The following is a 22709-nucleotide window of genomic DNA, read 5'->3' as shown; positions in this document are numbered from 1 at the left end:
CCGTGCAATCCGAGTCCCCCATAGGGCAGGTGCGCCGCCGTTGGCCGCCTGCCCGCTGCCGGTGAGCCATTGCGATGCCTTTCGATCTCGCCTCCCGCCTTGCCGCCCGCCGTGCGGAAAACCTCTACCGCCAACGCCCGCTGCTGGAAACGCCCCAGGCGCCCGAGGTGGTGGTGGATGGCCGGCCGATGCTGGCCTTCTGTTCCAACGACTACCTGGGCCTGGCCGACCACCCCGAGGTGAAAGCTGCCTTCATGCGCGGTGTCGAGCGCTGGGGAGCAGGCGGCGGCGCCTCGCACCTGGTGATCGGCCACAGCGGCCCGCACCACGACCTGGAACTGGCCCTGGCCGAGTTCACCGGGCGGCCGCGGGTGCTGCTGTTCTCCACCGGCTACATGGCCAACCTGGGCGCCGTGACCGCGTTGGTGGGCAAGGGCGATACCGTGCTGGAGGACCGCCTCAACCACGCCTCGTTGCTGGACGCCGGGCTGCTCTCCGGGGCGCGTTTCTCCCGCTACCTGCACAACGACGTCGCCAGCCTCGAGGGCCGACTGGAGAAGGCCGAGGGCAACACCCTGGTGGTGACAGACGGTGTGTTCAGCATGGACGGTGACCTGGCCGACCTGCCCGGCCTGTGTGCCGCCGCCCGCGCCCGGGGCGCCTGGGTGATGGTGGACGACGCCCACGGCTTCGGGCCCCTTGGTGCCCAGGGCGGCGGCATTGTCGAGCACTTCGGCCTGGGCCTGGAGGATGTGCCCGTGCTGGTGGGCACCCTGGGCAAGGGCTTCGGCACCGCCGGTGCCTTCGTGGCCGGCAGCGACGACCTGATCGAGAGCCTGATCCAGTTCGCCCGGCCTTACATCTACACCACCAGTCAGCCGCCGGCGGTGGCCTGCGCGACCCTGAAGAGCCTGGAGTTGCTGCAGCGCGAGCACTGGCGCCGCGAGCACCTTAATGCGCTGGTCCGCCGCTTCCGCCAAGGGGCTGCGGAGATCGGCCTGGACCTGATGGACAGTCCCACGCCGATCCAACCGATCCGGGTGGGCGACAGCGCCCGTGCGCTGCGGCTTGCGGCCCTGCTGCGCGAGCGCGGGCTGCTGGTTGGGGCGATCCGCCCGCCCACGGTGCCGGTCGGTGCTGCACGCCTGCGAGTGACGCTCAGTGCCGCCCACAGCGAGGCGCAGGTGGAACGCCTGCTGGTGGCGTTGTCCGAAAGCTGGAAGCTGCTGACCGAAGAAGGACATCCCGATGCGTGACCACCTGATCCTCATCCCCGGCTGGGCCCTGGGCCCGGCTGCGCTCGAACCCCTGCGCGATGCCCTGGCCGAGCGCGTCCCGCACCTGGCGGTGCAGATCCAGCCGTTGCCGGAGCTGGACGACCCGGCCGCCTGGCTCGACGAGCTGGATGCGCGCCTGCCCGGCGACAGTTGGCTGGCGGGCTGGTCCCTGGGCGGCATGCTGGCCGCCGAATTGGCCGCGCGGCGGGATACGCACTGCCGGGGCCTGATCGGGCTGGCTGCCAATGCCTGTTTCCGCACCCGTGACGATTGGCCGAGCGCCATGCGGGCCGAGGTGTTCGGCGACTTCCAGGAGGCTTTCGGGCTCGACCCGGAGCTGACCCTCAAGCGCTTCCGCCTGCTGGTCAGCCAGGGCGCGCGGGACCCACGCACCCTGGCGCGGCAGTTGCAGGTGACGCAGCCGGCCACCGAGCCGGCGATCCTCGCGGCGGGCCTGCAGCTGCTGGCCGAGCTGGATACCCGCGCCGCCCTGGGGCGCTTTACCGGGCCGCAACTGCACCTCTTCGCTGGGCGCGACGCCTTGGTCCCTGCCTCGGCGGCCGATGCCCTGCTGGAGGAGTTGCCGGACGTGGAGGTGTCGGTGATCCCCGAGGCCAGCCACGGCTTGCCGGTGGAGTGTGCGGATGCCGTTGCAGCGGCGGTGCTGGCGTTCATGTTCGAAGGTGACGATGTCTGAATTCCCCGTACCACCCGTGCCCGGCCTGCCGGACAAGCGCCAGGTGGCGGCGTCCTTCTCTCGTGCCGCCGCCAGCTACGACGCTGTGGCCGGCCTGCAGCGTCAGGTCGGTGCCGACCTGCTGGCGAGCCTGCCGGAAGGTTTCGAACCGCAGCGCTGGCTCGACCTGGGCTGCGGGACGGGGCACTTCTCCCGCCAACTGGCAGAACGCTTCCCCCGTGCCCAGGGCCTGGCCCTGGACCTGGCCGAGGGCATGCTTCGGCACGCTCGCCCGTTGGGCGGGGCGTCGCACTTCATCGCCGGTGACGCCGAGCATCTGCCGCTGGCCGACGCCGGCCTGGACCTGGTGTTCAGCAGCCTGGCCGTGCAGTGGTGCGAGGACTTCCCGGCGGTACTGGCGGAGGCGCGGCGGGTGCTTCGCCCCGGTGGCCTGCTGGTGTTCAGCAGCCTCTGCGTCGGTACCCTGCAGGAGCTGCGCGACAGTTGGCGCGAAGTGGACGGTTTCACCCATGTGAACCGCTTCCGTGCCTTCACCCACTATCAGGCACTGTGCGCCGACAGTGGGTTGCAGGTGCTGCAACTGGAGCGCCGCCCCCATGTGCTGCACTTCCCCGACTTGCGCCAGCTGACCCACGAACTGAAGGCGCTGGGGGCTCACAACCTCAACCCCGGGCGTCCTGGCGGCCTGACCGGGCGAGCCCGCATGCGGGCGCTGGTCGATGCCTACGAACAACAGCGCGAGGCCCAAGGGTTGCCGGCGACCTACCAGGTCGTCCACGGCCTGCTGCGCAAGGAGACCTGAATGGGTACTGCCTTTTTCATCACCGGGACCGACACCGAGATCGGCAAGACCACCATCGCCTGTGGCCTGCTCCAGGCCGCCCGTCATGCCGGGCTGAGCACCGCCGCTGCAAAGCCGGTGGCCTCCGGCTGCGAACGGACCGCCCAGGGGCTTCGCAACAGCGATGCCCTCGGCCTGCTGGCGGGCTGCAGCCTGCCGCTGCGCTACGAAGAGGTGAATCCCTTCCCCTTCGAACCGGCCATCGCCCCGCACCTGGCGGCACGTGAGGCGGGTGTGCAGCTTGATGTCGAAGCGCTGGCCGGGCCGGTCAGCGCGGTGCTGGCGCGCAACGCCGACTTCACCCTGGTGGAGGGCGCAGGGGGTTGGCGCGTGCCCCTGACAGGTCGGGAGAACCTGTCGGACCTGGCGGTGCGCCTGGGCCTGCCGGTCATCCTGGTGGTGGGCGTGCGCCTGGGATGCATCAACCACGCCGTACTGAGTGCCGAGGCGATCCAGCGGGACGGCCTGGTGCTGGCGGGTTGGGTGGCCAATATCGTCGACCCGGCCACTTCGCGGCTGGAGGAGAACCTCGCGACCCTCGCCGAGCGCCTGCCTGCCCCGTGCCTTGGGCGGGTGCCGCGCCTTGAGGTGCCGTCAGCCGAGGTCGTTGCCGCGCATCTGGACCTGCATCCGCTGAAGCTGCCGCTATAAGCCGCCGGTCGTCCATCGCGTTTTGTTTGTACGTTTTTTAAGCGGCATCTGCTTCAATTACGTCGTGGTTCCCCTGGTTCGAGGTTGACGATGGAAATCTCAGGCAGTGCATTCAGTTACGGGCTCAACGCCCTTCAATCCGGTCAGCAGCGTATCGACAAGGCCGCGTCGGACATCGCCAGTGCGCCCGTTCAACGGTCGTCCGATGTACCAGCCGCCCGCTCCCAAGGCGGTCCGGACGAAAGCAGCAGTGCCGACCTGGCTTCCAACCTGGTGGATTTGGACGTCGGCAAGTACCAGGCCCTGGCAGGCGCGAACGTCGTGAAAACGGCCGACGAACTGCTTGGCACCCTGGTCGATACCAAGGCTTGAGCCCCGGTCTCCCCATCTTCGCGGCGGAGGCCGGTGAGCGGGCTCAGGCGCGGAGGGCCTTATGCGGATCGACAGTGCGGCTCTCGATCCCCTCATCAGCTTCACTCGTTCCCGTTCATCAACGGTGGCGACTGGAGCATCCCTCGATACGGCCCTCGAAAAACCCAGCCGCTCCTCCGGTTCCCCCTCGCGGACCTCTGATCAGGGCTCTTCCCGCGCCAGTACCGAGCTGACCCAGGAAGAGCGGGAGCGCGTTAGCGAACTGATCAGCATCGATCGCAAGGTGCGCGCCCATGAGCAGGCTCATGCCTCCGTTGGCGGGCGCTATGCCAGTGCTCCCCGGTACGACTTCGAACGCGGACCCGATGGCCTTGCCTATGCCGTCGGCGGTGAGGTGCGCATCGACTCCAGCCCTGTGGCCAACGATCCCGAGGCCACCCTCATCAAGATGGACATTGTGCAGCGTGCCGCCCTGGCTCCCGTCGACCCCTCTGCGGAGGACCGCCAGGTGGCGGCACGGGCTGCCGGTTATGCCGCCGAAGCTCGGGTCGAGCTCGCCCGGTTACGCCTGGAGGAGGCGAACGGTGGGCGCAGTGCGGTTGCGGCGTCGTCGTCCGGCGCTGCCAGCACCTCCGGCGACCTTCGCCTCTACGCCCGGATTTCCCAGACAGAGCAAGCGCCGGCCTTGCTGGACACGCGTGCCTGATAACAGGGCGTGGATGCTTGACAAGGGTCAGTGCGAAACGTATGTTTCAAACACCTGTTTGATTGCGGGCGGCACCCTGCAGCCGGCAACGACTACCGTGAAGTTGTAAGCGACCGATTCACCGGTCACCTAACTAGGAACCACCGTAGAGGTTTACCGCTATGCCTGATTACAAGGCCCCCTTGCGTGATATCCGCTTCGTTCGCGATGAACTGCTTGGCTACGAAGCGCACTATCAGAGCCTGCCTGGCTGCCAGGACGCCACCCCGGACATGGTCGACGCCATCCTCGAGGAAGGCGCCAAGTTCTGTGAGCAGGTGATCGCTCCGCTGAACCGCGTCGGTGATACCGAAGGCTGCACCTGGTCCGCCGAGGGTGTTAAGACCCCGACCGGTTTCAAGGAAGCCTACAAACAGTTCGTCGAAGGCGGCTGGCCGAGCCTGGCCCACAACGTCGAGCACGGTGGCCAAGGCCTGCCGGAATCCCTGGGCCTGGCCATCAGCGAGATGGTCGGTGAAGCCAACTGGGCGTGGGGCATGTACCCCGGCCTGTCCCACGGCGCGATGAACACCATCGAGCAGCACGGCACCGACGAGCAGAAGCATACCTACCTGACCAAGCTGGTTTCCGGTGAGTGGACCGGCACCATGTGTCTCACCGAGCCGCATTGCGGCACCGACCTGGGCATGCTGCGCACCAAGGCCGAGCCCCAGGCCGATGGCACCTACAAGGTGTCCGGCACCAAGATCTTCATCTCCGCTGGTGAACACGACATGGCCGACAACATCGTCCACATCGTGCTGGCTCGCCTGCCCGATGCCCCCGCGGGCACCAAGGGCATCTCCCTGTTCATCGTGCCGAAGTTCATGCCGACCGCCGAAGGCGGCGTCGGTGCACGCAACGCCGTGACCTGTGGCTCCATCGAGCACAAGATGGGCATCCACGGCAACGCCACCTGCGTGATGAACTTCGACGGCGCCACCGGTTTCCTGATCGGCCCGGCGAACAAGGGCCTGAACTGCATGTTCACCTTCATGAACACCGCTCGCCTGGGTACCGCGCTGCAAGGCCTGGCCCACGCCGAGATCGGTTTCCAGGGTGGCATCAAGTACGCCCGCGAGCGTCTGCAGATGCGCTCCCTGACTGGCCCGAAAGCGCCGGACAAGGCTGCTGACCCGATCATCGTCCACCCGGACGTGCGTCGCATGCTGCTGACCATGAAGGCCTTCGCCGAAGGCAACCGCGCCATGGTGTACTTCACCGCCAAGCAGGTGGACATCGTCAAGTACAGCCAGGACGAGGAAGAGAAGAAAGCCGCCGACTCCCTGCTGGCCTTCCTGACCCCCATCGCCAAGGCCTTCATGACCGAAGTCGGCTTCGAAGCCGCTTCCCACGGCATGCAGATCTACGGTGGCCACGGCTTCATCAGCGAGTGGGGCATGGAGCAGAACCTGCGTGACTGCCGCATCTCCATGATGTACGAGGGCACCACCGGCGTTCAGGCGCTCGACCTGCTGGGCCGCAAGATCCTCATGACCCAGGGCGAAGCGCTGAAGGGCTTCACCAAGATCGTCCACAAGTTCTGCCAGGCCAACGAGAGCAACGAAGCCGTCAAGGAGTTCGTCGAGCCGCTGGCCAAGCTGAACAAGGAGTGGGGCGAGGTCACCATGAAGGTCGGCATGGCCGCCATGAAGGACCGCGAGGAAGTCGGTGCCGCTTCGGTGGACTACCTGATGTACTCCGGCTACGCCTGCCTGGCCTACTTCTGGGCCGACATGGCTCTCCTGGCTGCCGAGAAACTGGCTGCCGGCGAAGGCGACGCTGCCTTCTACAAGGCCAAGCTGCAGACCGCGCGCTTCTACTTCAAGCGCATCCTGCCGCGTACCCGCACCCACGTGGAAACCATGCTGTCCGGCGCCAGCAACCTCATGGACCTGGCCGAAGAAGACTTCGCCCTGGGCTACTGAGTTCTGCGCGTACTGAAGGAGCCCGCCTTTCGGCGGGCTTCTTCATTTCCGGTCCCCTGCCGGGCACCGTGCGTCGTCCGGCCGAGTGCCAGTGACCGGCGGAAGTGCCATCATATGGCCTGCTTTCCAACCAGCCGGACTCAGACGCGTGCGGACACTCCCGTCATTCCGCTTCAGCCATTTCCTGCCGCCGCTGGCCCTGGTGCTCGGCGGTGCGGTGGCGGGGACCCTGGCGGACATGAGCGAGTTCTTCGTCTCCCTGTTCAACGTCCTGCCCACCCTGCTGCTGCTGCTCGGCGGCTCGTTCTGCGCCGCCTATGGGCGCCTTCGCCAGCTCTTCCTGCTGGCATCGATCTACATCGGTTACTACCTGCTGGACACCCAGGTCGACTACTTCCAGGCCGAGCGCGTGGTGCGGGAGGATGCGGCCCTGGTCTTCCACCTCACCAGCCTGGTGCTGCCGCTGTTGTTCGGCCTGTTCGGCTGCTGGCAGGAGCGCACCCACCTGCTGCAGGACTTCGTCGCCCGCAGCGCCGTCCTGCTGGCCACCCTCGGCGTCGTCATGGCCTTGGGGCGGAGCTACCCCGAGGCGATGCTGGCTTTCGTCACCCCCGTGCGCTGGCCGTTGCTGCACGGCAGTTGGATGAGCCTGGTGCAGCTCTCCTACTTCGCCTTCGTCATTGCCCTGCTGGCCCTCGGCATCGCCTACCTGCGCCAGCCCCGACCGCAGCACGCCGCCCAGGTGATCGCCCTGGCGGGGCTCTGGTGGATGCTGCCGAAGGTGTTCATCCTGCCCCACGCCCTGCATGCGATGACCAGCCTGGCCATGCTCGCCCTGACCGCCTCGGTGGCTCACGAGGCCTACCAGATGGCCTTCCGCGACGAGCTGACCGGCCTGCCCGGGCGCCGCGCGCTCAATGAACGGCTGCAGCGGCTGGGGCGCAATTACGTGCTGGCCATGACCGACGTGGACCACTTCAAGAAATTCAACGACACCTACGGCCACGACGTGGGCGACCAGGTGCTGCGCATGGTCGCCAGCCAACTGCGTCGGGTCGGCGGGGGCGGCAAGGCCTACCGCTACGGCGGCGAGGAATTCACCATCGTCTTCGCCGGCAAGAGCATGGAGGAATGCCAGCCCCACCTGGAGGCCGTGCGCGAGGCCATCGAGTGTTATGCCCTGCACCTGCGTGACCGCGACAGCCGGCCGAAGAGCGACCAGCAGGGCCGTGCCAAGCGCGGCGCGGCGGTGGCCCAGAGCGTCTCGGTGACCATCAGCATCGGCGTGGCCGAACGCGACGCCGAGCAGCGCACCCCGGAAGAGGTGATCAAGGCCGCCGACCAGGCGCTGTACAGCGCCAAGAGCGCCGGGCGCAACCGGGTCTTCCTCCACGGCCAGGCGCGCCGGGGCGCCGTGCGGGTGCGTCAGCCGGCCACCTGAACGGCCGGTTATGGCGCTGCATTCAGCCCCCGCAGCGTCGTTGTCGAGGGGGCGCCCAGCCTTTAGGGTCCGCAGGATTGGCGCCGAGCCTGGCGCAGCCAAGGAGACCCTGCCATGCCCGAGTACAAGGCCCCCCTGCGCGACATGCGCTTTCTCACCGACGAGCTGTTCGACTTCCCCGCTACCTACACCGCCATCGGCGCCAGCGATGCCAGCCCCGACATGGTTGCCGCGATCCTCGAAGAGGGCGCCAAGTTCTGCGAGCAGGTGCTCTCGCCGCTGAACCGTTCCGGTGACGAAGAGGAGTGCAAGTGGAAGGATGGCGTGGTCACCACGCCCAAGGGCTTCAAGGAAGCCTTCGCCCAGTACGTCGAGGGCGGCTGGAACGGCCTCTCCGCCGATCCCACCTACGGTGGCCAGGGCCTGCCGCATTCCCTCGGGCTGATCGTCAGCGAGATGGTCGCCTCGGCCAACCAGTCCTGGGCCATGTACCCGGGCCTGACCCATGGCGCCATGTCCGCCATCCATGCCCATGGCAGCGAAGAACAGAAACAGACCTACCTGACCCGCCTCACCGAAGGCCGCTGGACCGGCACCATGTGCCTGACCGAGCCCCACTGCGGCACCGACCTCGGCATCATCAAGACCCGCGCCGTACCCCAGGCCGATGGCAGCTATGCCATCTCCGGCACCAAGATCTTCATCTCCGCCGGTGAGCACGACATGAGCGAGAACATCGTTCACCTCGTCCTGGCCAAGCTGCCCGACGCCCCTGCCGGCACCAAGGGCATCTCCCTGTTCATCGTGCCCAAGTTCCTGCCCCAGGGAGACGGCATCGGCGAGCGCAACGCCGTGTCCTGCGGCTCCATCGAACACAAGATGGGCATCAAGGCCTCCGCCACCTGCGTGATGAACTTCGATGGCGCCACCGGCTTCCTCATCGGCGAAGCCAACAAGGGCCTGAACTGCATGTTCACCATGATGAACCACGCCCGCCTGGGCACCGGCATGCAGGGCCTCTGCCTCGGCGAGGCCAGCTACCAGGGCGCCGTGCGCTACGCCACCGAGCGCCTGCAGATGCGTGCCCTGACCGGGCCCAAGGCGCCGGACAAGCCCGCCGACCCGATCATCGTCCACCCGGACGTGCGCCGCATGCTGCTGACCATGCGCGCCTTCAACGAGGGCAACCGCGCCCTGGCCTACTTCACGGCCCAGCAAATGGACATCGCCCACGGCGCCGAAAGCGCAGAAGAACGCGAGCAGGCCGAGAACCTGCTGGCCTTCCTCACCCCCATCTGCAAGGCCTTCATGACCGAGACCGGCCTCGAAGCCACCAACCTCGGCATGCAGGTGTTCGGCGGCCACGGCTACATCCGCGAGTGGGGCATGGAGCAACTGGTGCGCGACTGCCGCATCGCCCCCATCTACGAGGGCACCAATGGCATCCAGGCCCTCGACCTGCTGGGCCGCAAGGTCCTGGGCAGCCAGGGCAAGCTGCTGATGGGCTTCACCAAGCGTGTCCACCGGTTCTGCCAGGCCCAGGCCGAGCACCCGCAACTCAAGGCCCAGGTAGCACAACTGGCCGACCTCAATCGCCAGTGGGGCGAACTGACCCAGCGCATCGGCATGGCGGCGATGAAGAATCCCGATGAAGTCGGCGCCGCGTCCGTGGACTACCTGATGTACAGCGGCTACATCGTGCTGGCCTACTTCTGGCTGCAGATGGCAGTGGTCGCTCGCCAACAACTGGACGCCGGCACCGGCGAAGCCGCCTTCTACGAAGCGAAGCTGCTCACCTGCGACTTCTACTTCAAGCGTCTGTTGCCTCGCACTGCCGCTCACAAGGCTGCGGCCGAAGCCGGCAGCGACTGCCTGATGGCCCTCTCCGCCGAGCAGTTCGCCCTCTGATTGCCTATCGTCAGAGCGACCGGGCCCGCCGCGTGCGGGCCTTTTCGCAAGGGGTAAGTTGCGTGACCGGCATATTTTAAATGGTCATGCACTGACCCTATGTGTCTGTCGAGTTGTTCGGATACACTGCCGGCCTGTTCCGTGAAACCGGCCTGACCGGCCACCTGAGAGTTCCTGCGAGGTTTGCACATGGCTGACTACAAAGCGCCCCTGCGCGATATGCGCTTCGTCCTCAATGAAGTCTTCGACGTCGCCAAGCTCTGGTCCGAAATGCCAGCCCTGGCCGAGGTGGTCGATGCCGAAACCGCGTCGGCGATCCTGGAAGAGGCTGGCAAGGTCACCAGCGGCGTCATCGCACCGCTGAACCGTTCCGGTGACGAAGAAGGTTGCCAGTGGAACGACGGCCGCGTGAGCACCCCGGCCGGCTTCCCCGAGGCTTACCGCACCTACGCCGAAGGTGGCTGGGTCGGCGTCGGTGGCGACCCGGTGTTCGGTGGCATGGGCATGCCCAAGGTCATCTCCGCCCAGGTGGAAGAGATGGTGAACTCCGCCAACCTGTCCTTCGGCCTCTACCCGATGCTGACCGCTGGCGCCTGCCTCTCCATCAACGCCCACGCCAGCGAAGAGCTGAAGCAGAAATACCTGCCGAACATGTACGCCGGCACCTGGGCGGGCTCCATGTGCCTCACCGAGCCCCATGCCGGTACCGACCTCGGCATCATCCGCACCAAGGCCGAACCCCAGGCCGACGGCAGCTTCAAGATCACCGGCACCAAGATCTTCATCACCGGCGGTGAGCACGACCTGACCGAGAACATCATCCACTTGGTGCTGGCCAAGCTCCCCGACGCACCGGCCGGTCCCAAGGGCATCTCCCTGTTCCTGGTGCCCAAGGTGCTGGTGAACGAAGACGGCTCCCTCGGCGAGAAGAACAGCCTGTCCTGCGGCTCCATTGAGCACAAGATGGGCATCAAGGCCTCCGCCACCTGCGTGATGAACTTCGACGGCGCCACTGGCTGGATCGTCGATGCGCCGAACAAGGGCCTGGCCGCGATGTTCACCATGATGAACTACGAGCGCCTGGGCGTCGGCATCCAGGGCCTGGCCACCGGCGAGCGTTCCTACCAGAGCGCCATCGAATACGCCCGCGAGCGTATCCAGAGCCGCGCCCCGACCGGCCCGGTCGCCAAGGACAAGGCCGCCGACCCGATCATCGTCCACCCGGACGTGCGCCGCATGCTGCTGACCATGAAAGCCTTCAACGAAGGTGGCCGTGCGTTCTCCAGCTACGTGGCCCTGCAACTGGACACCGCCAAGTACAGCGAGGACCCGGTGGTGCGCAAGCGCGCCGAGGAACTGGTCGCCCTGCTCACCCCGGTGGCCAAGGCCTTCCTGACCGACCTCGGCCTGGAAACCACCGTCCACGGCCAGCAGGTCTTCGGCGGCCACGGCTTCATCCGCGAGTGGGGCCAGGAGCAACTGGTACGCGACTGCCGCATTACCCAGATCTACGAAGGCACCAACGGCATCCAGGCCCTGGACCTCGCCGGCCGCAAGGTGGTGGGCAGTGGCGGCGCGTTCTACAAGCACTTCGCCGATGAGGTGAAGGCCTTCGCCAACGGCGCGTCGGCTGAGCTGGCCGAGTTCACCGAGCCGCTGAAGGCCGCCATCGCCAACCTGGACGACCTCACCGCCTGGCTGCTGGAAAGCGCCAAGACCAACCCCAACGAGATCGGCGCCGCCTCCGTGGAGTACCTCCAGGTGTTCGGCTACACCGCCTATGCCTACATGTGGGCGCTGATGGCCCGCGCCTCCCTGGGCAAGGAAGGCCAGGACGAGTTCTATGCCAGCAAGCTTGGCACCGCGCGCTTCTACTTCGCCCGCCTGCTGCCGCGCATCCACTCCCTGACCGCCTCGGTCAAGGCCGGCAGTGACTCGCTCTACCTGCTGGACGCCGCGCAGTTCTAAGGCGCAGCGTGAATGAAAAAGCCCCGCCTTGGCGGGGCTTTTTCATAGCCGCGCCAAGGGGCGCCTGATCCATTCCGGCAGCAACGGCCCCCGGCGCCGGAAGGCCGCCTCCAGCTCCTCCAGCCCAATGCAGCGCGCCGTGGCCGTCGGCGCCAGGGCGGCTCGCAAGGCGCGCCAGGTTCCCAGGGGCAAGACACCGGGGGCTTCCAGTTGCCGGTGGCAGTGCTGCTCCAGGGCCTGGCGGGCGTCCAGCCGGCCATAGGGGTGGCGCCCCGTCGCCAGTTCGTAAAGCACACAGGCCAGTGCGTAGAGGTCGCTGGAGGGGCTCGGCCTGTCGCCGTCGAGCAGCTCCAGGGCGGCGTAGCGGGGCGTCCAGGCGCCGATCCGTTCCCGCGCCAGGGCGGGTAGGCCGCCGTCGGCATGGGCCAGGCCGAAGTCGAACAGCCGTGGTCCCGCGTCGGTGAGTATCACGTTGCTCGGCTTCAGGTCGCCATGCACCACGCCGCAGTGGTGAGCGTGGGCGACGGCGCCGAGCAGCGGTACGGCGATTTCACGCAGCTCCGGCCAGGGCAGCCCGGTCGGGCGATCGCAGAGCAGGTGGTCCAGGGGCAGGCCCTTGAGCAGCTCCTGGGTGATGAAGGCACGGCAGCAGGCCGTGTCCACCTCGAATGCATACAGGCGGACGATGGCCGGGTGGCGCGAGCGCACCGCCAGGGCGTACTCGCTGTAGAGCAGCGCGCTGGCATCGGGGATGGTGGCGAACTCCTCGTTCAGCAGCTTCACCGCCACCCAGGGCGCCGGCTCACCGAATTGTTCCCATAGCAGGTCCCGCGCCCGGTACACCGAGCCCATGCCGCCGATGCCCAGCAGGCGCTCCAGGCGGTAGCGCCCGTTGAGCACGGCCGGCAGTTCGCCGAGGCCGACTGCCGGGGCGACGGGACGGGCGAGGCCCACATGCGCCGCCGGCGCGGGAGCCTGGCGTGGCTTGCGGCGGCGCTTGGCCCGGCTCATCGGCGCGCCACCACGGCAGTGAGGTTGTCCGGGGCCGTCCCCAGCAGGGCCTGCTCGAAGAGCTGTTCCAGGGTGGCGACGGGCGAGGCGAGGCTGAGCGCCCGGCTCAGGTCGACCTCGTCCAGCTCGCGGTACAGCCCGTCACTGCAGAGCAGGAAGGTGTCGCCGGGGTGCAGCTCCAGCTCCAGCACATCCAGGGCGAAGTCGCCGTCGCCGCCCAAGGCACGGGTCAGGGCATGGGCGGATGGGTGGCGGCCGGCCTGTTCCGGGCTCATGCCCTGGTCCTCGATCAGCTCGCGCAGCAGCGAATGGTCGCGGGTGAGCTGGTAGAGGCAGCCCCAGCGCCACAGGTAGCAGCGGCTGTCGCCGGCCCACACGCAGGCGGCGCGACTGCCCTCCACCAGCAGGGCGGCCACTGTGCTGCCCATGATCCGCCGCTGGCCGTCGGTGACGGTGAGTTCGTCCGCCAGCCTGCGGTTCAGCCAGTGCAGATGGCGGCGCAATTGCTGCAAGCGGTTGGCGAAGTCGCCCGTGGCAGGCAACTCGGCCAGGCTCTCCACCACCAGGCGGCTGGCGCGGTCGCCTGCGTGGTGGCCGCCCATGCCGTCAGCCACCACCCACAGGCCCTGGTCCGGGCTGTCCAGGAAGGCGTCCTCGTTGCGTGCCCGCACCTTGCCAGGGTGGGTGCGGGCAGCGCTGGTCCAGGTTGCGCCTGGCATCAGAGGCTCACCGGCAGGCGGAAGGCACGCAGCATGCCCAGGTCGAAGGGGTTCGGTGAACGCTGGCTCTGCACCAGGTAGTGAGCCCGCAGCCCGTCCACTTCCGCCTTGAGCATCAGCACGTCGCGGCCGCTGTGGTACTCGGTCTGCATCTGGTCGAAGAGGCGGAACAGCGACCAGGGGCCGGTGTTGCGCTCGACGCCGATGCGCCGCCCACTGAGCTCCTCCAGCACCAGGCTGCTGCGCCCTTCCTCGGCCTCGGTGGGCCACTTGAAGGACATGGGCACGATGGGCCCATGGCGGTACTCCATGAGCCGGTCGCCAAAGCGGAACTCCGCGCGGCTCAGGGCCGGATCGATGGAGTAAGGCTCCAGGCGGAATCGCACCTGCGGCTCGTTGGGGTTGTCGGCGAAGAAGCTCAGGCGGATGGCCTGGGCGTTGGCCATCTGGTCGAGGAAACCGCGGGCGATGGGCAGGCTGCCGCCGTCCACCGAGCGCACGCGGTACTCACCGGGCGTACCGATCACGAAGGGCTTGAGGTAGGTGTCGAAGAAGCGATCCGCCAGGCCCTGGGTCTTGAAGAACTCGCGGAAGTCGCTCAGGGCGACGTCGCTGTGGCTGCGCGGGTTGAACGGATAGCGCTTGTCCAGGGCCTTCAGGTAGAAGCCGTACAGCTCGCTCTGGTAGCGCTGGTTGAGGTACTGGTGGGCGCCGCTGAGGATCAGGTGCCAGCTTTCCCCCGCCATCATCGCCAGCCAGCCGCCAATCGGCTGGGGCAGCCGCGAGGCGCTGCTGCGCAGGTTGGCCAGGGCATCGCTCTGGCCGCCCATGCGGTTGCGCGCGAGGTCGAAGGCGGCCTGCTCCGGCTGGCTGGAGCGGGCCAGCGTTGCCAATTGCAGCTGCAGCTCGTTGAGCGCCCGCATGACCGGGACCAGGTCGGCTGCGGCACCGCCGTTGTCGTCCAGCAACAGGTGCAGGGCTTCGAAGCGGCGCTCCATGGTCAGTCGCGCGGTGTCCGGCAGGTTGCTGGCCAGGGCGTCCCGGGCCTTCTCCGCGACGGCGGCGACCTTGCCCAGGGCGCCGTCGGCCTTGGCCCCGTCGGCAGGTGCCTCGGCGGTGGCGTCGGCGATGCCGGGCAGGCGGGTGTGCTCGCGCACCTCCACCAGCAGTTGCAGCAGCGGCGAGTTGGCTGCGGTCAGCCCGGCCAGTTGCTCGGCGCCCTGGTAGGTGTCCAGCAGGGGCTCCAGCTTCAGGCGGTTGATCGCCTCGCTCCAGTGGTTGGCGTAGTCGCGGAAGTACAGCTGCTGCAGCTCGACCATCAGGCGACCGAGGTCCTGCACGCTGAGGTTGCCGCCTTCGCCCATCACCCAGTTGTCCCGCAGCAGCTCACGCACCGTGGGTAGGCCCTTGGCGGAGAAGAACTGCTGGTAGCCCTGGCGGGTGTAGAACCCCGGGATGCGGTAGTCGGTGCCGGAGAACAGCGCGCCCTGTGGCCCCAGGCGCTGGGCGAAGCTGTACTCCGGCAGGCTGCGGGCCTGGTCGCGGAGTACGCGGTAGACCACGGCTGCCAGGGATTCGCTGCGCAGGCGTTGCCGGGCCTGGGCCACCAGGGGCTCGTTCAGCGGGTGGACGAAGGGGCGCGCCAGCAGGCGGTCGAGGTGCTCGGTCAGCGCGGCCTGGGTCGCGGCATCGCCGCCGTAGCGCAGCGACCATTCGGCCTGCAGCTGGCTCTTGAGGAAGGCGGCGTCGCGCCGCTCCGGCAGGTTCAGCATGAGGTAGGCACGCAGGCTGGCCAGCAGGCGTTCGCGGTTGCCCAGGCTGGCGCGTACCTGGCCCTCCAGGCTGGTGGCGATGCGCGGCAGCAACTGCTGCTCCAGGGCGCGGCCGTAGGCGTCGTCGAGTACGGGTTGGCTGCGTCCGCCCTGGTAGAGCCCGTTGTGTTCCAGCAGCGAGCGCTCGGCGGCACTGGGGAAGACGCGGGTGGCAGCGAAGCTGTGGTCCAGCAGCGTGAGGACGGCGCGGGCGTCTTCGCGAGGGTCGAGCAGGGCCTGTTGGGTCTCGATCACCCGACCATGGTCGCGCACGGCCTCCAGGCGCTGGTGGTTGCTGCTGAAGCCCGCCGCCCAGGCCAGGCCGAACAGCGCCACGCAGCCGAACGCGCTGGCGTAGAGCCCGCGCTGGCCCCAGTCGATGCGGCGCTTTTCGCGCGGATCAAGCCCGGCCAGGTCGGCCTCCGGGAAGATCACCTGGCTGAACAGTTGGTGGATGAAGCGCGCACGCCCCCCGCGCAGGGTGGGCAGGGCACTGCTGCGCAGGCCCAGGTTGGCGCCGACCCGGGCGGTGCTTTCGTCCAGCTCCTGGAGCAGATGCGGCGCGCTGGTGAAGTAGAAACCGCGCAGCAGGCTGGCGCGCTGGTAGCGGTTGCCGGTGAAGGCCATGTCGATGAACACGCACAGCGGCTCGCCGATCCGCCCGAGCTGGGTGGGGAAGTCGAGGATGCGCCCCCGGCGGCCGGTGTCCCGCTCCTGGTGCATGCGGGTGATGACCTGGCTGGTGAGGCGCCGCAGCAGGGCTTCGAACTCCTGGCGCACCACCTGGCCGCTGGTGCCGTTCTGCCCCTCGCGGAAGGTGGCGCCGAGGACCTGGTCGCTTTCCTCGCGGGAGAGGTGGTCGAAGAACTCTTCGAAGCCGGGCAGGGTATCGGCTTTGCCGAGCACCAGGTAGACGGGCACTTCCGCATGCAGGCGCTGGTGGATCTCCTGGAGGCGCTTGCGGACCTGCCGTGCCAGGTCGTCCAGGGCCTGCTCGTCGCCGCTCGTCAGCAGGTCGATGGGCAGGTTGACGATCACGCCATTGAGCGGGCGGGTGCGACGGCGCTTGCGCAACAGGGCCAGCAGACTGTTCCAGGCGCCGCCGTCCACCTCCGGGTCGCCCTGGGTGAGGTAGCGCCCGGGGCTGTCGATCAGCACGCCCTGCTCGGCGAAGTACCACTCGCAGTAGCGGGTGCCGTGGGTGTCGCGGGTGAGGGTGCGGTCGTTCTGGTTGAGCGGCAGGTCCAGGCCGGAGAAGTCCAGCAGGGTGGTCTTGCCACTGCCCTGGGGGCCCAGTACCAGGTACCAGGGCAGGTCGCGGCGGCGCTGTTCGCCCTGGCCCTTGTACAGGCTGGAGCGCTGCACGGTACGCAGTGCGTCCTTGAAGCGGGCGGTGAGTTCGCGTTGTTCCTCGCTGGCCTCCTCCTCACGGCGCAGTTGCTCCTGGCCGTCCTCGGTGGCTTGCTGCGCCTCGCGCTTGCGGGTACCCCGCCAGGTGCTGAAGACGATGAACAGCCCCCAGCAGAGGAACAGCACGGCGATGCTCAGCAGTCGGCTGCCGGCGTCTTCCCACGGCTTGTGATCGGCGATGCCGAGCAGGGGCCCGGCGAACCACACCAGCAGGGCCAGCATCAGCACCAGCAGCAGGCTCCAGACCCAGGTCCGGCGCAACACGGCGCCGAGCTTTTTGAAGAAATCTTTCATGACACGGTCCCTGTGTTACGGCGTGAGGTCCAGCGGGCCGGAGGCGGCCGGGAGGAAGGGCTGCAGCACGGCTTCGCGCTGATCGTCGAGCACCCAGGCGAAGCCGGCGTAGATGGCCAGCAGGCAGGCCAGGGTGAGGGCCACCACCAGCCAGGCCGGGACGCTGTGTACCAGTCCGCGCCCAGGCTCCTGCATGCCCTGCCACTGGGGCGACAGCTCGCGGGGCACGTCGCCGCGCAGGTGGCGGATCTGTCGGTAAAGGCTGTCGCGGATGGCCTCCAGCTCGAGCATGCCGCGGGCCGCTACCCGGTACTTGCCCTCGAAGCCCAGGGCCAGGCAGAGGTACATCAGCTCCAGCATGGCCAGGTGCTTGACCGGGTTGCGGGTCAGGCGGTCCAGCAACTGGAAGAACTTCTCGCCGCCGAAGGTTTCGTTGTGGAACTGGCTGAGCAGGCTTATCTGTGCCCAGGTGCTCTGGTCGCCCCAGGCGGTGGTGACCACGGCTTCATCCAGCACGGTGCAGAGCACGTAACGGGCGGCCATCACATCGCCGTTCTCCAGGCCTTCCTGCAGGGCGTGCTGCTCGAACTGGCGGACGCCGTCGGCCAGTGCCTGGTTGAGGACGGCGAGGTCCTCCCCCTGCTGGCTGTGCTTGAGCCGCACGATCTCCGACAGCAGGCTGGCGGCGGCGGAGACCAGCGGGTTGAGGCTGATGTTGAAGGCCTCCGCCGGTCGCAGCCGGGCGGCATGCACCATGCGGCTTTCCAGCTGTTCGAGGCGCGGGGCGTCGGCCAGGTCGGTGAGGGGGCCGCGATGAGGGGCGTCGCTGCGGCGGTCGAGCAGGACGGTGCGGTCGTCCTGTGGATAGTCCATTTCCTTTTGCATGCGCTCAGTTCCTGATGGCCCAGAACTTCAGGTCCAACCCGGCGAATTCGCCGGATACGTGGAAGGCGAAGCCGCCGGAACGCTCCAGTTGGCTGCGCTCCTCCGCGGTGATTTCCAGGACGAAGTAGGTCTTGTTGGCGTGGAAGGGGATCTGCCGGGGCGCCACGGGCAGCGGGCGCACGCGGATGCCCGGCAGGTGCAGGTTGACCAGTTGGCGGATCTGCTCCACCGCGCCGGCCTTGAGGTGCGAGGGCAGGTTCTGGCGCAGTTCCTCGGGCTCGCATTGCGCGCTGGCGGCGAGCACGAAGGAGGAGGTGGAGAGCAGCGTGTGGTCCTTCAGCGGCGACACGAGGATGCCGTACTGGCGCTGCTGCAGGCCCAGTTCGATGGCGTGCTGCTCCAGCACCATGGACAGGGCCTGGCGCAGGGCATCCATCAGGGCGCGGAAGCTGGCGCCCTGGTCGTTGTGCTGGTAGCGGCTGTCGAGGCGGGCACGCTTGCTGTCGCTGGAGAAGGTGGTGATCTCGCCCAGCATGGCCAGCAGGGTGCGGTACAGCTCCTCCGGGTGCACGTGCTCCTGCTCGAGGTAGTGCCGGAGCAGCAGGTCGGTGCGGTTGATCAGCTGCAGCATCATGAAGTCGCCGACCTCGGCACCGGCCACCTGGCCGTTGGAGCGGATGCGCTCGGCGAGGGTGTCGCCCCGGTGGCCGAGCATGCCGATGACTTCCTTCAGGCAGGACAGCAGGTAGGCGGAGCCGGCCAGGTGCAGGTGGCTGGGGATGAAGGCCGGGTCCAGGGTGATGCGCCCTTCCGGGGAGGTGTCGAGCACGTCGCAGAGTTTCAGCCTTACGTAGGCTTCGTCGTTGCGCTGTTCACCGAGGAGCAGGCGGAAGTCCGGGCGGGCGCAGGTGATCTGGGTGCTGGAGTCCTCGCCGGCGTTGGAGTCGGCCACGTCGAGGTCATGGCCGGTGTAGCGCGCCAGGACGTCGGCCTGGTCGCTGCGGCGGGCCTCGATGTGGTTGCCGGTGACCAGCGGCAGGGCCAGGTACACCGGGGTCTGGTTGGTGTTGGGCGGGATGTCCAGCGCCAGCGGCTCGCTGCGGCTGCGCAGGTCGAACAGGCTGCCGTCGGGCATCACGCCGGCGGCCTGGCTCAGCACCAGCTTGCCGGTGGCGAGGAACTGCGGGTCGATCTCCAGGTGGAAGAAGCCCCAGCAGTAGCGGCTGAGCAGGCGCGTGCGCTGGCGGATCTGGTTGTCGTGGTAGCGGTCGTTCTGCTGGAAGTGCTGGGGGCGCAGGAGCATGCCTTCGCGCCAGATGACCTTGTGGGTGTGCATATCAGCGCACCTCGCGGTTGGGCAGGTCGTGGGGTTCGAACAGGCCGCTGCGCTCCAGGTGCAGGGTGACCCGGGTGCGCTCTTGCGGCGGCACGGCGATCACGTAGCGCCAGCGGGTCTCCGGCAGGTCGCGGTAGGCCGCGAGCAGGGCCACGTAGCGGCTGTCCTTGTCGATGCTGAGCTTCAGTTCGCGGCGCTCGCCGGGGCGGATCTCCAGTTCTTCGCTGGCCACTATGTCGAGGGCGAGGGTTTCCCGGGCGCGCTCGTAGAGGCTGAAGAAGTCGGCGTTCTCGAAGGCTACCGGGTGCTTGAGTTCCAGCAGACGCAGCACCACGGGGGAGGGGCGGCCGTCGAGGTCGGGGTTCAATTGGTCGCTGGCCTGCAGGTCGAGGTCCAGCTTGGTCAGCTCGGAGTAGGGCGACAGGGCCGAGCAGGCGCTGAGAAGCGCCAGCACGGCCAGGAGGGTGAAGGATTTGAAGCGGGTCATGGCGATCATTCCCTTGGGTTGCCGTGAAGGGTGGCGATGAGGCGGACCTGTTCCTCGTAGGCCTGCGCGAAGTCGCGGGCCAGCAGGCGCTCGGTCCAGTCGTCGTCGTGGCGCAGGCGCTGGTGGTAGCGCTGGTAGGCACGCCAGCGCCCGCCAGCTCCGCTCAGCCGCGAGAGGCGTCCGTCCCGCTCCAGGCGCAGGGCCAGCGGCTCGGGTGCGAAGTGGTCGAGGGTGGCGCGGACGGCTGCGCGACTGGCGCTGAGCAGGGCCACCTGGTGGGCCTGCAGGTCGCGGAAGGCCCGTGCCACCGCCAGCCGTGCGTTGGGCGCGCCGGTCTGGCCGGGGGCGAGCAGGGCGCCGAGGCTGTCGCGGCCGTCGAGGGGCGTGCGCAGGGGGCCGAGGTCGGTGTTCTGCACCGAGGTGAGGGGTAGGCGCAGTTCGTTCTTGATCTCCGCACGGGTCCTCAGGCTCTGCTGCAGGCCCTGGACGCACTGGCGCAGCAGGTGGGCGGCCTCCAGGGCCATGGCTTCGCGCTCGACCGCGTCGAGCCGGGCGAGGTCGACACCCAGGGCATCGCCCAGGCGCTCCCAGAAGCTGACCGGCACCTCGGCTGCAGCAATGGGCGCTGCAGGGGGCTCGGTTGGGGGCACCAGCTCCGGCAGGGGCAGGCTATCCCGCTCGATGGGCGCATGGTCGTGGGGCTGGCGCAGGGGCTCGGGGGGGGCCTGGAGCAGGCCGTGGAGGTCGTCCCGGTCTGCTTCTTCTTCCTGGTCGAGGCTCGCCAGGGGGTCGAGCTCGAGGAAGGAGTCGTCGGGGATGATGCTGCCGGCCGGGGTCGGCCGCCCGATGTCCTCCAGTGGAACGTCCTGGGTGGCCACCAGACGGGCCTGGATGTCGAAGCTGCCCATGCAGAACACGGTGCCGTTCTCGATGGGGTGCGCCTCACCCTTGGGCAGGTGGGCCCCTGACGCTTTGAGGCGGATGCCGTTGCTGCTGGTGTCGGTGAGGAAGTAGCGCCCGTCGCGGTAGGTCACCCGGGCGTGGCGGTTGGACAGGTGGCGCTGCTGGTCGGGGATCACCCAGTCGCAGTCCTCGGCACGGCCGAGGCTGCCGCCTGCGCGGAGGAAGCGTCGCCGACCGGAGGTGGTCGGGACGAACTGCTGGGCGCCAACGATTTCTAGAACCAGTTCCATGGCGTGTCGCTCCCTGGCGGTCAGTTGCCGCGGTTGAGGATCTGCGGGGTGCCGAGCGGGCGGTAGTCGCCGTCGTCGAACTTGTAGTTGCCGCCGCAGCCGGCCAGGGCGATGCACAGCGCGAGGCCTGCGAGGGCACGTAGGGTGAGGGGGAACATCGGGCATCCTCCTTCGGAAGTCGGGGGTGAGTGGGGTGTGGGCATGGCCGGGCTCGTCACAGGTCCGCTGTGCCGATGCCGAGGCGCTCCATGCGGTAAAGCAGGGTGCGGCGGGGCAGGCCCAGTTCGCGGGCGGCCTGTGCACGGTTGCCATCGTGGTGACGCAGGGCCTCGATCAGTTGGCCGCGTTCGTAGTGGTCGAGGCGTTCGCGCAGGCTCAGGGGCTGCCCGCTGGGCAGGGGCGTGCCACGCAGGCTGAAGTGGGACGGCAGCAATTCGCCGTCGCAGAGCAGCACGGCGCGCTCCACCAGGGCCTTCAGCTCGCGCACGTTGCCGGGGAAGGGGTGCCGGGCCAGCCGCTCCAGCGCCTCCTCCGACCACAGGCAGGGCGAGCGCTGGAGAAAGCGGCAGGCCTGGTTGGCGAAGTGGCGGGCGAGGTGGGGGATGTCGTCGCCCCGCTGGCGCAGCGGCGGCAGTTCGATGGGGAACTGGCAGAGCCGGTAGAACAGGTCTTCGCGAAATTCGCCGGCGGCGATCATGGCCTGCAGGTCGCGGTGGGTGGCCGCGATGATGCGCACGTCGATCCGGTGCGGATGGGGCGTGCCCAGCGGGCGGACTTCGCCTTCCTGCAGCACCCGCAGCAGCTTGGCCTGGAGCGCCAGGGGCATGTCGCCGATCTCGTCGAGGAACAGCGTGCCGCCGTTCGCCGCATCCAGCAGCCCTTCGCGGTCCGCGTCGGCGCCGGTGAAGGCGCCCTTGCGGTAGCCGAACAGTTCACTTTCCAGCAACTGCTCCGGTAGGGCCGAGCAGTTCTGCACGATGAAGGGGGCCTCTCGCCGGGGGCCGTGGTCGTGGATCGCCCGGGCCACCAGTTCCTTGCCGGTGCCGGTCTCGCCGTGGATGAGTACGGTGTAGGGGCTGTGCAGAACCTTGCCGATCAGGCGGTAGGTCTGGCGCATCACCTTGCTCTCACCGATCAGACCGAAACCGCGCGCGCAGGGGCGGGGCGTTGCACTGCGAGAGCCGTCGCCACGGGCGGTGGGCTGCAACCGCTGGAACAGGTCGAGCTGGGCCAGCATGAGGCGGCCCATGCGCTCCAGCGAGCCGGTGAAGGCCGCCAGGTCGCGGGCCTGGCGGGTGGCGCAGAGCAGCAGTCCGCGTATGGCGCCCTGGTGCGCCCGCAAGGGCAGGCACAGCAGCGCCCGCCAGGGGCCGCCTTCCTCGGGGAGGAAGCTGGTGTCGTGCAGGCCGGGGTTGAGTTCGGTCAGGGCCAGGGGCTGGCCCTGGCACAGGCTGTACTGCAGCAGCTGCTGGTCGTGGTAGTCGGCGGGCAGGGTGGCGCGGTCCCGGGGCTGGAGGCGGGGTTCGAGGTATTCCGCCGTCAGCCCCAGGTGCGTACGCGCCGCGTCCAGCAGGTAGAGCTGCGCCAGTTCGCAGCCGCTCAGTTCGGCGGCGGCACCGACGAAGCTGCCCAGCAGTTCGTCGCTGTCGCTCAGCCCGACGAGTCGGTCGTACTGCCCGAGCAGGGTTTCGGCGTAGTCGAGCGGCTGCGGCATCTGCGCGAACATGCCCATCTC

The 22709-nt window shown here is 68.4% G+C and carries 19 protein-coding genes; 10 read left to right on the top strand and 9 right to left on the bottom strand.

Features of this window, described 5'->3' with window-relative positions; translation table 11 throughout:
• The first annotated feature begins 74 nt into the window (after positions 1–74).
• The 10 genes from bioF (at position 75) to A9G05_RS00245 (ending at position 11828) form a co-directional block, all read left to right on the top strand.
• Positions 75–1256, top strand: coding sequence for an 8-amino-7-oxononanoate synthase (bioF, locus tag A9G05_RS00290; protein ID WP_069559076.1), 1182 nt, complete (start codon positions 75–77; stop codon positions 1254–1256).
• Positions 1249–1974, top strand: a complete 726-nt coding sequence (locus tag A9G05_RS00285; RefSeq protein WP_069559075.1) for an alpha/beta fold hydrolase — start codon at positions 1249–1251, stop codon at positions 1972–1974. Before bioF ends, A9G05_RS00285 begins: the two co-directional genes overlap by 8 nt.
• Entirely contained in the window at positions 1967–2776 is an 810-nt protein-coding gene (gene bioC / locus A9G05_RS00280) for a malonyl-ACP O-methyltransferase BioC (RefSeq protein WP_069559074.1), read from the top strand. Before A9G05_RS00285 ends, bioC begins: the two co-directional genes overlap by 8 nt.
• Positions 2777–3466: a dethiobiotin synthase gene (gene bioD, locus A9G05_RS00275; RefSeq protein ID WP_069559073.1), complete on the top strand. Its 690-nt coding sequence runs from the start codon at positions 2777–2779 to the stop codon at positions 3464–3466. It begins immediately after the preceding gene.
• A gap of 90 nt (positions 3467–3556) precedes the next feature.
• On the top strand, positions 3557–3838 hold the full coding sequence (locus tag A9G05_RS00270; protein ID WP_069559072.1) for a hypothetical protein: 282 nt from the start codon (positions 3557–3559) through the stop codon (positions 3836–3838).
• Between the two features lie 61 nt (positions 3839–3899).
• Entirely contained in the window at positions 3900–4544 is a 645-nt protein-coding gene (locus A9G05_RS00265; RefSeq protein WP_069559071.1) for a putative metalloprotease CJM1_0395 family protein, read from the top strand.
• A gap of 161 nt (positions 4545–4705) precedes the next feature.
• The gene (locus A9G05_RS00260) at positions 4706–6511 is read left to right on the top strand and encodes a phenylacyl-CoA dehydrogenase (protein WP_069559070.1); all 1806 of its coding nucleotides are present in this window, start codon (positions 4706–4708) and stop codon (positions 6509–6511) included.
• A gap of 148 nt (positions 6512–6659) precedes the next feature.
• Positions 6660–7952 carry a diguanylate cyclase gene (locus A9G05_RS00255; RefSeq protein ID WP_069559069.1) on the top strand — a complete coding sequence of 431 codons (1293 nt, stop codon included), beginning with the start codon at positions 6660–6662 and terminating at the stop codon, positions 7950–7952.
• Between the two features lie 114 nt (positions 7953–8066).
• Positions 8067–9860 carry an acyl-CoA dehydrogenase C-terminal domain-containing protein gene (locus A9G05_RS00250; RefSeq protein ID WP_069559068.1) on the top strand — a complete coding sequence of 598 codons (1794 nt, stop codon included), beginning with the start codon at positions 8067–8069 and terminating at the stop codon, positions 9858–9860.
• A 189-nt stretch (positions 9861–10049) separates the two neighbouring features.
• Positions 10050–11828 carry an acyl-CoA dehydrogenase C-terminal domain-containing protein gene (locus A9G05_RS00245; protein ID WP_069559067.1) on the top strand — a complete coding sequence of 593 codons (1779 nt, stop codon included), beginning with the start codon at positions 10050–10052 and terminating at the stop codon, positions 11826–11828.
• Between the two features lie 42 nt (positions 11829–11870).
• On the opposite strand, the gene A9G05_RS00240 is transcribed toward A9G05_RS00245, so the two are convergent.
• From A9G05_RS00240 to A9G05_RS00200, 9 genes are read right to left on the bottom strand one after another with little or no spacing between them, the layout of a single operon-like run.
• Complete coding sequence (locus A9G05_RS00240) at positions 11871–12839, bottom strand: serine/threonine-protein kinase (protein ID WP_069559066.1); 969 nt, start codon at positions 12837–12839, stop codon at positions 11871–11873.
• Positions 12836–13561 (bottom strand): PP2C family serine/threonine-protein phosphatase, encoded by a 726-nt coding sequence (locus A9G05_RS00235; RefSeq protein ID WP_069559234.1) that lies wholly within the window; start codon positions 13559–13561, stop codon positions 12836–12838. The genes A9G05_RS00240 and A9G05_RS00235 overlap by 4 nt, the downstream gene beginning before the upstream one ends.
• Positions 13558–17073 carry a type VI secretion system membrane subunit TssM gene (tssM, locus tag A9G05_RS00230; protein ID WP_069559065.1) on the bottom strand — a complete coding sequence of 1172 codons (3516 nt, stop codon included), beginning with the start codon at positions 17071–17073 and terminating at the stop codon, positions 13558–13560. The genes A9G05_RS00235 and tssM overlap by 4 nt, the downstream gene beginning before the upstream one ends.
• Positions 17074–17088: 15 nt before the next feature.
• Positions 17089–17958 carry a type IVB secretion system protein IcmH/DotU gene (gene icmH / locus A9G05_RS00225; RefSeq protein ID WP_069559064.1) on the bottom strand — a complete coding sequence of 290 codons (870 nt, stop codon included), beginning with the start codon at positions 17956–17958 and terminating at the stop codon, positions 17089–17091.
• Positions 17959–17962: 4 nt separating this feature from the next.
• Positions 17963–19294, bottom strand: a complete 1332-nt coding sequence (tssK, locus tag A9G05_RS00220) for a type VI secretion system baseplate subunit TssK (protein WP_069559063.1) — start codon at positions 19292–19294, stop codon at positions 17963–17965.
• A gap of 1 nt (position 19295) precedes the next feature.
• The gene (gene tssJ / locus A9G05_RS00215; RefSeq protein ID WP_069559062.1) at positions 19296–19781 is read right to left on the bottom strand and encodes a type VI secretion system lipoprotein TssJ; all 486 of its coding nucleotides are present in this window, start codon (positions 19779–19781) and stop codon (positions 19296–19298) included.
• Between the two features lie 5 nt (positions 19782–19786).
• Positions 19787–20974, bottom strand: coding sequence for a type VI secretion system-associated FHA domain protein TagH (gene tagH / locus A9G05_RS00210; protein ID WP_069559061.1), 1188 nt, complete (start codon positions 20972–20974; stop codon positions 19787–19789).
• Positions 20975–20994: 20 nt separating this feature from the next.
• Positions 20995–21132 (bottom strand): type VI secretion protein, encoded by a 138-nt coding sequence (locus A9G05_RS00205; protein ID WP_069559060.1) that lies wholly within the window; start codon positions 21130–21132, stop codon positions 20995–20997.
• Positions 21133–21188: 56 nt separating this feature from the next.
• Positions 21189–22700: a sigma-54-dependent Fis family transcriptional regulator gene (locus A9G05_RS00200; protein ID WP_069559059.1), complete on the bottom strand. Its 1512-nt coding sequence runs from the start codon at positions 22698–22700 to the stop codon at positions 21189–21191.
• Between the last annotated feature and the right edge of the window lie 9 nt (positions 22701–22709).

The organism is Pseudomonas sp. ENNP23 (assembly GCF_001728945.1).
GTDB lineage: Bacteria > Pseudomonadota > Gammaproteobacteria > Pseudomonadales > Pseudomonadaceae > Metapseudomonas > Metapseudomonas otitidis.
Note: the sequence above shows the minus strand (reverse complement) of the source record. Positions and strands in the feature narration are given on the sequence as shown.